The following is a 13,697-nucleotide window of genomic DNA, read 5'->3' as shown; positions in this document are numbered from 1 at the left end:
CGGCGTTACGGGGTCTGCAGTTGGAGAGTCGGACGAATCTCCACGGATTTTCCCAGCACCTCCAACCCGTAATGCGGATTTTCTGCAATTTCATGGACACTTCGACGTCCTTTGGGAGATTCAAACGTGAAATCTACTTGATGCGTCTGTTTCGGCGACACGGATATTTTCTTTTCTAGCACCGTCCCTACTCCAGGATGCCACGCCATCAAGGTATACTCGCCGGCAGGCACATCTGACAGCGAAAACCGTCCTTCCGTGTCGGTCACCGTGTAATAGGGATTGTCCACGGCGAACCCCCAGCTTTCCATGTAGGCATGAAACCCACACTGCATGACGAAAAACCGACGGTTCTTCGTCATCTTGACGACTTCGACCATCGGTTGTCCGGCCAGATGCTCATGACTCTCGGACCCGGCATCCCGCACGTGCAGGGGATTCATCGGAAGCGGTGTGTTGAATAACACACGTGGACCAAGATCCGACGTTTCATACGCCTGAATATCATGAAACACCGGATCCATATTGACGACTCGAACCTCGGCTCGGTCTTTCACCACACTGACAAAAGGCAAAAACCGACAGTCGCGGGCCTCGATGGTGGGCGGAACGAACTTAAACGGCTTTCCTTTCTCCGCATCGACCAGCAACACAACTGTGTCTTTGAGGCCTCGATCTGCCGAAACGCTGAACTCGTCCAAAATCCTCCACCCGGTCCCTGTGGAAATTCTTCCGCAATAGACAGGATCCGGAAAGGTGACAAGGTTGAACCCTTTGGGGATCGGCTTTCCTTCGGTCATTCTCACTTTTCCTGCGACGGTTCCTCCATCTTTCACTTCAATTTCTTGATAGGACCAGGCCGTAGAAGCACAGGCCATCACGAGCAAGGCTGAAACCAACGTGGTTTTCATGGCATTCTCGCTTTCAATTCAGATCAGTTTCTCTGATGCTACCAGATGCCTGTCATAAAGGAAAAGGGGGAGCGCAGGCCTCCCCCTCTTCGAAGTTGTGATTGCCTCTCCGAGAGGCAATCAAGTTACCTTGTTGCTACCGGAACGACCTGTACCGGTTCACCAACAGCAGCACTCTTCGTTCCTGTCACAGCACCGGAGAGCGGCAATACCCGTTGATCTCCAGTCGGCAACACCCGCAGATAGCCCCATTGTCCCGACTGCGAGTAGGGTAACCGTTGATTGCTCCAGACATAATCACCCGGCATGCGGAACGGCCCCCCGGCGCTCGGGAGGAACGCATCCAGCGTCTCCGACCCGGAGAACTCCACCACGCTGATCATGTCTGCTCCGCGCATGAACGGCTCGATCGGCCACTCATGGCGTTCGACACTGAACATACCGTTCTGTTCGTTGCTCGCACCGAACACATGGATTCTAACGGGATCCCCTGCATGCGCCTCAATGATCGGCGTCGCCGGATCCTCCGGCTTGTCGACGACACAAGGCTGGAACACCTTCCCGAGGGTGCAGCCCTTCTCTTCGCGGAATTTATAGGGCTCCGCTCGATAATTGACGGCCGTCAAGCCCGCGGTGTTTTGCACATAGGGCATGAAACTGGTCCCGATGATATTGTCCTCGTCCTGGAAGAACAGGGCCACGTCGCGGTAATTCACGCGATGTTCATAACCCTGAATCGTCCGATCAACGATGACATCGGCTATCCAGCTGTTCTTCGTTGAAATATCCGCGCCGGTCTTCGGATCGCGATACTGGGCCCCCTTCGGGCCGATCACCACTGCTCCATAAAGGCCGTTCCGTGGATTGGTGACTACATTGCCCCAGTCCCACACCAATGATGCGGTCTCTCCCAGGAAGGGATCCGCGTAGTAAGTGTAGGTACGATTCTCTCCCGGCGCGATGGTCTGATCGCCGGGATTGTTCCCGACGTTTGCACCGAGCGAATCTTTGGGGTTGAACACCAATCCGATGGCGGAGAACGAGGCTCGGCTCTCCTTCATCCGGTTGGTCAGCTTCACCTTGAGACAATCCCCGACATTCGCCCGCAAGGTCAGTGGCATCGGCTGGGCACCAGCGGCCACCTTCGTGGCATCTTCTTCCAACGCGTAAATCTTGGCGTTCGGATTGACCATCTGGATCGTCCGTTCGAAGTCGACTTCGATGGAATCAGGCGCCTTCGGGTTCAACTTCATCGAAGGATAATCCAATGCCACAACGTTGAAATTTTTCACCGGAGCCTCTGCCGGACAGACCGCCATCGGCTTCGGAATCTCATTGCGACGGCTGTATCCGGCTGGGAGCTTTTGGAGGTCTGGCGCCTCCTTGTCTAACACCCGCATGATGCCCCAGGCACCCTCCGAGAACTTCGACCCGCGACCGTTGAAGTGGATGTAGTCTCCAGGTTGCAGCCGTGGTCCACCTGCTTGCGGCACCACCAGATCGTACCGTTCGGCAATGCCGATATGGATCGAGTTCTTCCGGTTCGCATCGCCCGCATAACGTTCTGTTAAATAGGTATGGCCTGAAACCGTCCATACCATCGTCTCGTTCGCCATGGTCTGAAGCAACCGGAACACCACTGTATCGCCCAAATACGCTCGTACCATCGGCGTATAGGGATCGCCGTGGACGGCGCTGCTGAACAACTTGGATGAATCAGGATTGGCGGCCAAACGACTCGCGATGGGCTCGGCCTTGAAATTCAGCCCACCACCTGTCGTATGGGTTCCTCCGTTGAGGAAGGACATCGGCACCATCGGCATTTTTTCCGGCATGGGGAAAGATACTGTTTTCCCGGCTTCCAATGCCACTTCAATCGGCTGACCCGGAGGATTGCCAGCCGTCACGATGTTCACCGTATGAGGCACGGTGTCATTGAGCTGCACCAGCAACTCCCGGAAGCTGCCGTTCACCCCATATCCAACCGGCTCCGCTGTTCGAATATCCACAAGCGGGCCGCTCCGGACCTCCTTGCCGGTCTTTGGATTATGATAGGTCGAACCAACCGGCTCGATGATGATCGTGCCGAACCCTCCGTGAGGCCATGTGACTCGGCCCAACGCATGGTCGTGCCAAAAGACCGTCCCGACGTCGGAATCCACCCAGAATCGCTGCCGGACGAATTCCACCGTCACGATGTCGTTGGCCGGATGAGCATTTTTCAGCGGACGATAGAGGGTGATCTGATTGCCTTGGATCGACTTGACCCGACCGATCTCGTTACCTTCGACATTGTCTGCTCCGATCAGCAGTTCCACGTTCGGATGGTATTGAGCGGCGTTCTTGACCGTAATGACCCGCTCGCCCTTCTTCGCCGGTTTGGTGAAAACCGTATTCATCGGCACAGGCAGGCCCTTTTTCAACTTCTTCTCCAGCATCGTGAACGGACGCACCGATTGCTCATACGAAAAGCCGCTGATGACGCCGTCGGACGATTGATTGTCGAACTGCAAGAAGTGCCAATGTGTATTGATCTTCGACGCCTGGAAGTTGACATGGTCATCGTCCGGCCACTCGCTGGTCAACATCCAATCGATACAATCATAAATATTGGCGCGCACCACCAGCGGATACTTGATGTCGCTCTTCCTGGTCTGCGCTTCTTCCTCATGTAGCACGTAAATCAGCCCGTCCTTGTCCACGATAGCCGGCGTATCGCCCTGCTTATCGGACAACGTGATCGGTGTCTGAATGAAATGCACGTTGTATTTCTTGGAGCCGGCATTCTCTGGGCACATGCTCCATCGCCCATTCTCTCCAGGCTTTGCCGGATAGGAACTGGGCAAACCGTCCTCCTCAAGATGGATCATATCCAACCATGGAGCAGGATTGTGATTCTGAGAGAAGATCACACGGCGCCCGAAATGGGGCGTCAAATGCGGCCAGGCAATTTTTCCGGTGGCGCTCTCAAAAAGAATCGGCAGCCGGTTGCCGGGGGACGGCGATTTGTACCGCGGATTGTCCACAGTGTTTTCGCGTTCGGTCATTGCACGATCACCCTGCCAAGCCCAATCCAGCACGCTTGCGTCGTAGGAACGGGTCTGGGCGCGCTCATCTTTCTGGTGTCCAGGCTGTCCCTGCGGCGGCAGCTGCATGTTGACCCAGTCCTTCAGATTGACGACGGCAGGCGACGCCTTCCAGTTGGTCTTCCCATCCTTGACGATGGTGAAGGTCTTTCCGAACCAGTCCACGGTGCGACCGATGAGCTGGTCCGAAGTAATACCGTTTTGAATACGGCCGGCCCGGTCCGGCAGCTCACGCAGATCCGGCATCACGTCATTATGATACGTTCCCTGTTGCAGCGTGTTGTACACACGCCAATAGCCCCACATCCCTGCGATGTAATGGTGAGCGACGTGACAGTGGAACAGAAAGTCCCCGGCCAACTGTTGGCAAAGGCCGGAGCCACATTCGGTTTCCAGGTCCATGGTCTCGGACGGTCCGATGACTTCCACGTCCACGCGGTCGGACTTGGTCCGAATCACGGGATATTTGACCGGCCCGTTCTTGGCTGTATGCCACAGAGGCATTTCGTCGATGGCGCGCGGACTCCGCGGCCAACGAATCGATCCTCCGTGCGGATGGTGAGAGTGAAACACCTCAGACCCCCCGTGCACGAGGCGAAACTTTGCCGGATCACCCAGATAGCTGCGAGGAATAGTCGTCGCCGGATCACCGAACGTATAGGCGCTGTAGGCCATGGATTCGTCTTCGAACCCGAAGTACTCGTGCTGCGTTTGCATGTTGTCGACGCCGAAGGGCTCACTCCGGTAATTTAAGGCACGGGCCACCGGCCGATAGACGTCGGTCAAGGGATCACGCTGGGGAATGAAATCGCCCTTCTTGTTCAGCGGTCGAAACGCCTCGTCTCCGACTTCGTGATAGAAAATCACGAATTCTCGGAAGTCAGGCCCTGCCCCGTTCTTGATGATGGCCTGCCACCCACTGGCCATCTGCGTCGGCTCGCCGGTTCCCAACGGGTCGAGATATTCAGACCCCTTGGGCTCAACGACAAACGTCCCGAACAGGCCCATGACCGTCAGCTCACGATCGTTGCTGTAGGAGTGAAACTGCCGGCCGCCCTCTTGTTGGCTCGGCGGAATGTACCACTCCAGATCCACGGACTTATCTTTGGCCGCGATGCTGTCCGGATTCGTGGTTGTCGCCGGCTTGCCCGTGGAGGCGACGATCATGCTGGAGCCATGAATGTTGAGACTGACCTCCTCGCCGCCCTCCAGTTGATTACGAAGCGTCAACTTGACACAATCGCCCTGATTGCCTCGGATCACCAACGGCTGAATCCACTGGCTCTGCAATCCGTTCTTGACTGCTCCGGGATCATAACCTTCCTTCTCGCGGGCCGCTCGATTCGCCGCTTCCTCTGCCCGCACTTTTTCAAGGTTCTCGGTCAGGACGTACATGTACCCAGGGTAGAAGTCGAGCCACATGTTGAGCGAAATCTCGACGTTGATCGCCGAGACGTCGTACTTCCGGACCGGCGCGGATGCCGGACAGCGCCCGCCCGACATCGACACCGGTTCGACGCCGGAGTTCGACATGAGCAGCACGTCCTGATTTCCGGCGCCGTACTGGTGCATCATGTTCAGATCGTTGTAATACCCGCCGGTGCGTTGCACGGTCGCGTCATGGTCCATTTGTTCCATGATGCGCTGGTGTTGCCGCTCGACCATGGAAGTACGCTCCGGTCGGCCTTCCATTGTATCTTCAATGATCGTCTGCCCCTTCAGTTGTTCGGCCCAACCTGCCTGTTGATGATTCATCGCCACATGCGATGGAGTCTCAGCGAGCAGGGCCGACGGCGCCACGAACAGCGCGATGCCGGCGAGTCCACTCAAGACTCGGGTGAATGTGTAATGACGGTGAGACATGAACCGACCCTCCTTCATAACATTAAGTGTAAGTGAGCAGCGAAGGCTACTCAGCCGGCCTCCATCAACCATGTGCAAGAAGACAAAATAGTTTCGGTAACAACCAACCGACCTGACCGAAAGATGTGATGTTCACGTTCGCTATTCGTCGATAGTAAGAGTCGCAAGATACTCAACTCCGCATGGACTGTCAATACGTTTACGGAGCACTGCCTCTCTGCACATTTTCATTTGGCTATCGTCCGGTGGTCGACTTCCGGTTGGCCGTAGTGAGCAAATCCATGCTCAGCATTACCGGACTCTCTGATTCTTTGGGGTCAAGCCTGATCGGCATTCGGTCTACCATCAACTTACTTAAAGGGACCGCGACGATGGTGGACGCCTTCTCCACGGAGTTGGAGCAGAGCGCAATGCGCAGGTTCTTAGGCCGTTCGCTGGGGGAAATCTGCGATGCCGCTTCCCTAGTCATGAATCCAACCAACAATCCGTTGCCATCCGAGACCTTATGGATTTCATAGGCATTAGCTGTTGAAGCCACCCGATCCAATTCAAGATCGGGACTTTGCGTGACCAAGGCCATTCCGAGAGACTGTGGCGCGATGAAGCCGAAGCTTCCGATCGGTGCCTCTGAAAACCGGATGGTTCCCGCCGAGAGTTCACCGACATGATTCTTGACACGCATCTGCTGCCGCAGTTCGGCCTCGCTCCCGGTTGTTTCAATCACAACCGCGACTGGTGCGGGTTTCTGAACAGGGAAGGTCTCTGTCATTCCCCCTGGTGCTGCAAGGAGAGGTTTCGCAAGAGCAGACAAACACGTCACACCGAGCAGAAACCAGGCAAGGGGGAGTGGGACAAGGAGAATCCGGCTCATGCGCAACACGACATTTGTTCGAAGAAGTAACGCTCCTCGCCGGCCTTGACTTGAGGAGTCTAGGATACCAACCGGGGGAAAAGCAAACAGGAAAAAAAGGACGCACTACGTTCTAAGGGAGATTTCATGGTACTCCCAAACTCATCGTCGAGAAAAGCGCCATGCCGACGTAGTCATTCGATCGCCGAGACCGATCGTCGTCCCGTATTTGCCGTAGGTCAGGCGCGCTGTGAGCTGAATCTACCCTCGTCCACGATATTGTTCGCCGTCCGGAGGGCCTTGGTTGCCCAAGTCCTTGCGATAATCGTAGAGGTCGAAGGGATGACCATTGGGCGAGGTGTTATAGCGTGATCGGCCTTCCGCGATCGGCTCAAAGCTCTCCGTCTCTGCCCGGATGATCGCAAGCGCAACGAGCACCATGGGTTTGTCCGTCAGCTCGCGGTCTACGAGGGAATGGAGGACAGGCGGAAGATTCGCCTTGATGTTGCCGATCTGCGTAGGGGGAACATTTCCGACACCACCGTGACGGTGACGTCAGGAACTGCGCTCACCACATCCGCCGGTTCCGCCAATCCCAACAGCGCAAGCGTACGCGGACCGGCAACGCCGTCCGAATAAAGCCCTTCGCTCTTCTGGAACGCAAGCACCGCCGCTTCCGTTCCACGCCCGAACTAACCATCGATGTTGCCCGGATCGACCCCCCGCTCCTTGAGGGTTTGTTGAAGCTTCATGACATCGGGACCGCTCGAACCGATTTGCAACGTTGTCATGGTGAGAGTCTTATGGGCTTCCGGCCTATCCCATTTCACGTAGTTTGTGATCGGGATTCCGGTCACGTGCGATGGTCTTCATGAGCGGATCGCCGAATAGGATAACGACTCGGTCCCGTTGATCCTTCACCAGCATCGAAGCCGATGGCGGTTTGAAGGTAGAGGGATCCCCATCCAGCCACGCACTACACGTAAAGGGCAGCGCGTCGAGGATGGTTTCCACGCGATATTCCTGGCGGAGTCGATATTGCAGCACATCGAACTGGAGACGACCGACCGCAGCGATCAGAGCCTCCTGGTCGTTGAAGCTTTTCATGATCTGCACGGTCCCCTCTTGTGCCATCTGGAATAGGCCCTTATCGAAGGCTTTGCGTTTGCCGACGTCCGTTGGTCTGAGACGCGCGAATATTTCCGGTTGGAATTGCGGCAGCGGTTTAAAATTGAAGCCCCCTGTTAATGATACCGTATCGCCGATGGCGAAGACCCCAGGGTTGATTATTCCGATGATGTCGCCAGGATAGGCTTCTTCGACCGTACTGCGTTCCTGCGCCACCAGACTGTGCGGCCTTGCCAATCGAATATCCCGAGCCAACCGATGATGCTTGACCACCATATCTCGCTCGAACCGTCCGGAACAGATCCGAAGAAAGGCGGTGCTGTCTCGATGTTTGGGATTCATGTTCGCCTGCAGTTTGAATACATAGGCGCTGAACGGCATATCGATCGGATTCACAGAGAACTCGGATCCGTCATCGCGGTCAGCAGCCCGCATGCCGGGACTTGGCGCGAGATTCACAAACGCGTCGAGAAAGCTTTCAATCCCAAAATTCGTGAGTGCCGACGCAAAAAAGACCGGGGTGACCTCCCCCTGGAGAAACTGCTCACGCGTGAAGGGATTCCCGGCAATGTCCAAAAGCTCCAGATCATGTTGGACTTCCGCCATCGTATCTTGGGACACTCTGCCATTTGAGTGAAGCTCCGTCAGCGGCAAGGTGTCCGTGTCGACCTTCGTCGCCCCACCGTGCATCGTCTTGCTGAACAGCTGCACCCGGCTGTCGGCACGACTGACAATGCCCACGAAGTCACTGCCGGACCCGATCGGCCAGTTGATCGCACTGGCGTGAATGTCCAATGCCTGCTCTACTTCGGTCATCAGGTCGAGCGGCGGACGCCCCGGCAGGTCCATCTTGTTGATCAACGTCAGAACAGGGATCCGCCGCATGCGGCAGACGGCAAAGAGTTTCCGAGTCTGGGTTTCCACACCTTTGGCTGCATCGATGACCATGATGGCACTGTCGGCGGCCGTCAAGGTGCGATAGGTATCTTCGGAGAAATCTTGGTGGCCGGGCGTATCCAGCAAGTTCACCACGGTCTCTTTATAGGGAAACTGCATGGCCGAAGCGGTGATGGAAATGCCGCGCTCTTGTTCCATTCCCATCCAATCCGAGGCGGTGGTTTTACCGCCTTTGCGTCCACGCACCATGCCTGCGGTTCGGATCAAGCCGGAGTACAGGAGAAGCTTTTCGGTCAGCGTCGTTTTCCCGGCATCCGGGTGGCTGATGATGGCAAAGGTCCGCCTCCGCGCGGTAGCGGCGGCGAGCTCGCCGAGTAGAGTCGTCTCAGTCGTCATGGGGCGGGATGCAGCATATCATATCGGGCGTCAAGAGGAATGATTCTCACGTGGTGAATAGGTCGAGTCGTTGAGTCAGTCCAGATGATTGCCTTCCCAAGACAGGTTGCAAGCGCCACAACAACTACAACGATCAGCATGGCGATTTCCATACCGAACCAATTATCTGACGTGGAGAACATGGCTGTCTATCGAGAAGCAACGACTTGTTTTGGAATTGCACACCAGGTCGGAGAAGGAGAAATCAGGGCCAAACAGCTTGTGCGTAAACGGTCAAGGCGGAGATGAGGAGAATCATCAAGGCACCGAAGAGAGAGGCTGAGAGAGAGAAAGGACCGTATGGTTGGAACTGAGGTCGCCGAATCCGCGGAAACCGCATGAGACAAAATGTCACGAATGATGCGCCAACCCCGATCAATGCCAGCAGGACTTGATCAGCATCCATTGTGCCGGCGGACTCCCATTCCTCACATCAGAAAATAAGCAAGCCCCGCACCGCCGGCCAGCAGAAAGGTAAGCCAGCGGAGCAATCCCTCTCGCGCATCAGCTTGAGCTTCGTCGATTCGAATCTTGAGGTTCGGTTGTGATCGAAGATACGTATCGATCAAGTCCTTGGCTTCATTGAAACCGATGTGCTGCTCCAAGCGAACCAACTTGATAGCATCGACAATCTGGCCTCTCACAAGTGCTGTCGCAGCCGCTTGTGAGACCGCAGGGTGCAGCGGAGGAGCAGTCGGGGCTTCAGCGATTGGAGGTTGAAGAGATGAAAGAGGCATAGGCTGAAACACAGCCTAACACCATCGCCCGAGCAGCCGAAGAGAAAGCGAAGAATTGAATTCCGCGATCAATGGAGCGACGGGCCGGCAGGCGATGATATGAGAAGGTCAGTGTGGGCTAAGATCTAGATACTCGTTGCAGATCAGTAACGAGAGTGGGTCAAACGGCGGACAGGTTGTGTTCACTGCGGAACGCGGTCGTATTCGAGCGAGGCACCAGTCCCCGCTTTTGTTGTTGACGGAACGCGGAGACGGCAATTGCTTTCTCAATAGCTGTCAGACCAGGAGCTTGAGAAGCGGCTCGCTCGAACTCGAACAAACTCACAGCCCTCTGACGACAAAGTCGACGAATAAACGATCCCCATACCGGCTCAAATCTATGAAACCACCAGTCTGGTGCATGCTCTCCTTCTGCGCATCTCTTGAATGACTCCGGTAACGTCTGAAGCTGTCTCATTGGTCTACAATCCATCTGACGACGCCCAGGTATCGTCCGTTGATGCAGCATGCAGACTTGCTCGTTCCGCTTTAAGTTCTCCACTATGTCCCTCATCCCATACGGGGTATTGGCCTACTCCGGTTTCAAGCAACTCCTCATGAGCAACATGCGCAATTCGGGTGCCCCGGAGACAATATTGTTATTTGCTGATGCGTTGTGAAACATTTCGTGATGGCCGAGTGGCTCGATTGTATGAAATCGTCTTCACTTGTCTTATGTTGGAACAGGGATCATGTTCCAGTAACACTCCCCTCTCCTGCTTGAACAGACCACGCACGCGGAAACAATAGTTGAATTGCACGGAATTTCGACAATCTGAAGGGTTATTCTTCACCATGCATGATGAGTGTGATTGATCGCAAGATGTCCTATCATTAGACACCATGACCCGATTTCTTGAACGTGCTACGACCGCCCGGTCTCGATCGATGCAGCATGAGATTCAGATTGAATACGAATCATCTTGAATACTTATATATATGCTTGGCGCAGTTTTCTGTTTTATTATGGTGTTTCATGATGAAACGTTTCTCTCATGTGCGCGAACGGATGTGCTCGCTCGATCCCAGATGCGGCTACTCCCTTCCCCGGGATAAAAGGTCTACCAGGCAATCCTGTATTGCTGGCACAGCTCGTTCATCGAGAGATTCGACGGTCTGCCCTTCGGAGTATTTCCGCTTCTTCACCGATACACGCCGCTTTCAGTTGCCGTCGATTTTCGAGATAGATGTCATAGGTGTGGTAAAGGGTATTCTCAGGAAAGACTCGTTCATAACGAAACCGGTGGCTCGACCGATTGGGGAAATTGATGCAACGGCTCCGAGGGAAGGTTCCCTACTGTAGGTTCAGGCGAGATCCCGCCCTGGTTATCCTGAGAGGGGAGCTTTGCCGACTTTTTGGACTCGGATCTGGAGCCGAATAACAACGGCGTCGCGGCGGGCACAAATTTTTCAAGCCCATAGGCTCGAAGTTTACGGTACAACGTCGAGCGGCTCACCTCCAAGTCTCGGGCCATCCGGGTTAAGTTCCCTCGATGTAAACTGATCGCCTTCACCAACAACTCCATCTCAATCCGTCGGTGAGCCGCCCGCAGAGAATCCAATGAATCCACGGCTTGGAGCTTCTCAACGGGCAGGTCTAAGTCATACGGAGTAATGTCCATTCCCTCCGCCATGACCACGGCGCGTCGGACCCGATTGCTCAGCTCTCGCACATTTCCTGGCCAAGAATAGGCACGCAACACATCGACGGCCTGGGGCGTATAGCTTCGGATCTGCTTGCGATAGGTCGTCGCGGCCTGCCTGAGAAAGACCATGGCCATGAGCAAGGTGTCCTCGCCTCGGTCCCTCAGCGGCGGCAGATGAATATGCAACACGTCGAGCCTGTAATAGAGATCTTCCCGAAAGAGATTCTTTTCGATCGCCGTTTTCAGGTCGACATTGGTCGCGGCGAGGACACGCGCATCGACATGGAGCGTCTCTTGTCCTCCGACCCGTTCGAACGTGCCCTCCTGTAAAAATCGCAGCAGCTTGACCTGTAGGGCGGGCAACAGATCGCCCACTTCATCAAGGAATAATGTGCCGCCGGCCGCCGCTTCCAGTTTACCCTTCTTTTGTTGAACGGCCCCTGTGAAGGCGCCACGTTCATGACCGAACAGTTCCGATTCCAACAAGGTTTCCGGAATGGCTCCACAACTGATCGGGACAAACGACCCGTGCTTCCGGGGACTTCGCGCATGGATCGCTCGCGCGGTCAATTCCTTCCCGGTGCCTGTCTCACCGGTAATGAGGACCGGCATCTCGGTGCTCGCCATTTTGCGAACCAAATCAAAGACTGCGCGGATGGAGGGACTCGCTCCCACCATTTCGTCGCCGGTTCCCACAGGTACCTCCCTGGTGTAGATTCCTACAGTGCCGTCCCTGGGACCTTGGGTTGCATGAAGTGTATGTCCGCTAGACGATCGGACGTGACTCTGCGTTCAACAGTCTTGAAAGCCCCATTCCAATAGAGGCCTCGCTCAGGCATAGTGTCATGCCGCGTGAATGAGGACATTGCGCCCTACAGACGGCTTTATACGTATATCACGAATCGACATGACGGATCTAGTAAAACTACCTGAACCGTTCCGCATGTACTGGAATTCTCTGGATGACTCTGTTCTGTTTGACCGGATTCCAGGCATTTCTCCCTATAAGTAGCATTACGCTCACAGGAACGGTTAGTGCGTAATGGCCCCTCTCGATGGCTCTCGGCTAGGGCCATACGAATCTAACCATTTAGACACAGGTGATCTTGGTGCACCGTTCGATCAATATTTGGACAAGGAGCATCAGATACCCGAGAAGGAATAGGGATCGGTTCACAAGTTGATTTGTCGCTGATCATGCGGTGCCATGGCAGATCAAGTCCAGATCGTCTTGACCTCCCTGATTGACCTATCGCGATGAAAGAGAGTACTTACCCTGAGGAAAATTCCGAAGTTCACTATCCGTTCTTTACCTGGAGAATCGCATGTTCGATTGGCTGACTCATTCAGACATGTGGATCGCGCTGGGCACCCTGACGGCGCTCGAAATCGTCCTCGGGGTCGATAACGTTATTTTTATTTCGGTCCTTGTGGGGCGACTTCCTCAGCACCAACGGAATCTGGCGCGACGCCTCGGGCTCGGCCTTGCGATGGTCACAAGGCTGGGCTTGTTATTTTCCATCTCACTCATGATGGAACTCACGGCTCCACTGTTTACGGTGCTGAACCAAGCCCTCTCGGGGCGGGATCTGATTCTCATCATCGGCGGACTGTTTCTCCTCGCGAAAGCCACGCACGAAATCCATAACAGCCTGGAAGGGCCGGACGAACAGGAGCTCTCGGCCGTTCCAGCCGGCCTTGGAATGATGCTGCTTCAAATCGCGCTGCTGGATATCGTCTTCTCGTTGGATTCCGTCATCACTGCAGTCGGGTTGGTGGATGAGGTGTCCGTCATGGCGACGGCGATCATCGCGGCCGTGATCGTCATGATGGTCGCCGCTCGGCCCATCGGCGATTTCGTCGATGCCCATCCGACGGTTAAAATCTTAGCGCTCTCGTTCCTTATCCTTGTCGGGGTAACGTTGATGGTGGAGGGCTTCGATGTCCATGTGCCTAAGGGTTATATCTATTTCGCGATGGCATTTTCCGTCGCAGTTGAGATGGTTAACCTACGAATCCGAGCGCGTACCGCTCCACCGATCAAACTGCGTCACAGATATGCGGAGGGAAAAACACGATCGCTCAAGAGCAAATGTTGATGATCT

General features: G+C 55.2%; 8 protein-coding genes and 1 pseudogene. 1 reads left to right on the top strand and 8 read right to left on the bottom strand.

The features are described from left to right. Nucleotides 1-5 precede the first annotated feature (5 nt). From P0119_14945 to P0119_14910, 8 genes and pseudogenes are all read right to left on the bottom strand, one after another. Nucleotides 6-911 carry a carboxypeptidase-like regulatory domain-containing protein gene (locus tag P0119_14945; GenBank protein ID MDF0667355.1) on the bottom strand — a complete coding sequence of 302 codons (906 nt, stop codon included), beginning with the start codon at nt 909-911 and terminating at the stop codon, nt 6-8. Between the two features lie 125 nt (nt 912-1,036). Beyond that, nucleotides 1,037-5,860: a hypothetical protein gene (locus P0119_14940; protein ID MDF0667354.1), complete on the bottom strand. Its 4,824-nt coding sequence runs from the start codon at nt 5,858-5,860 to the stop codon at nt 1,037-1,039. Nucleotides 5,861-6,095: 235 nt separating this feature from the next. Next, entirely contained in the window at nt 6,096-6,629 is a 534-nt protein-coding gene (locus tag P0119_14935) for a hypothetical protein (GenBank protein MDF0667353.1), read from the bottom strand. Between the two features lie 342 nt (nt 6,630-6,971). Continuing rightward, nucleotides 6,972-7,151 (bottom strand): hypothetical protein, encoded by a 180-nt coding sequence (locus P0119_14930; GenBank protein ID MDF0667352.1) that lies wholly within the window; start codon nt 7,149-7,151, stop codon nt 6,972-6,974. 23 nt (nt 7,152-7,174) lie between these two features. Continuing rightward, nucleotides 7,175-7,387: pseudogene (locus tag P0119_14925) on the bottom strand (peptidoglycan-binding domain-containing protein). Between the two features lie 139 nt (nt 7,388-7,526). Further along, on the bottom strand, nt 7,527-9,131 hold the full coding sequence (locus P0119_14920; protein ID MDF0667351.1) for a peptide chain release factor 3: 1,605 nt from the start codon (nt 9,129-9,131) through the stop codon (nt 7,527-7,529). Nucleotides 9,132-9,598: 467 nt separating this feature from the next. Further along, a complete protein-coding gene (locus P0119_14915; GenBank protein MDF0667350.1) occupies nt 9,599-9,814 on the bottom strand; it encodes a hypothetical protein in 216 nt (71 codons plus the stop codon). Nucleotides 9,815-11,175: 1,361 nt separating this feature from the next. Beyond that, nucleotides 11,176-12,288, bottom strand: coding sequence for a sigma-54 dependent transcriptional regulator (locus P0119_14910; protein MDF0667349.1), 1,113 nt, complete (start codon nt 12,286-12,288; stop codon nt 11,176-11,178). Between the two features lie 629 nt (nt 12,289-12,917). On the opposite strand from P0119_14910, the gene P0119_14905 reads away from it, so the two are divergent. Continuing rightward, a complete protein-coding gene (locus P0119_14905) occupies nt 12,918-13,691 on the top strand; it encodes a TerC family protein (GenBank protein MDF0667348.1) in 774 nt (257 codons plus the stop codon). The last annotated feature ends 6 nt before the right edge of the window (nt 13,692-13,697 follow it).

Origin of the sequence: Nitrospira sp., assembly GCA_029194665.1 — a bacterium.
Classification (GTDB): domain Bacteria; phylum Nitrospirota; class Nitrospiria; order Nitrospirales; family Nitrospiraceae; genus Nitrospira_D.
The sequence above is the reverse complement of the archived record's forward strand: the minus strand, read 5'-3'. Positions and strand labels throughout refer to the sequence as shown.

Bases quoted from the DNA above. Each gene is read 5' to 3' on its own strand.
- P0119_14940 (MDF0667354.1), bottom strand. From the start codon at position 5,860: ATGTCTCACCGTCATTACACATTCACCCGAGTCTTGAGTGGACTCGCC.
- P0119_14935 (MDF0667353.1), bottom strand. From the start codon at position 6,629: ATGACAGAGACCTTCCCTGTTCAGAAACCCGCACCAGTCGCGGTTGTG.
- P0119_14905 (MDF0667348.1), top strand. From the start codon at position 12,918: ATGTTCGATTGGCTGACTCATTCAGACATGTGGATCGCGCTGGGCACC.
- P0119_14945 (MDF0667355.1), bottom strand. From the start codon at position 911: ATGAAAACCACGTTGGTTTCAGCCTTGCTCGTGATGGCCTGTGCTTCT.
- P0119_14930 (MDF0667352.1), bottom strand. From the start codon at position 7,151: ATGGTGCTCGTTGCGCTTGCGATCATCCGGGCAGAGACGGAGAGCTTT.
- P0119_14920 (MDF0667351.1), bottom strand. From the start codon at position 9,131: ATGACGACTGAGACGACTCTACTCGGCGAGCTCGCCGCCGCTACCGCG.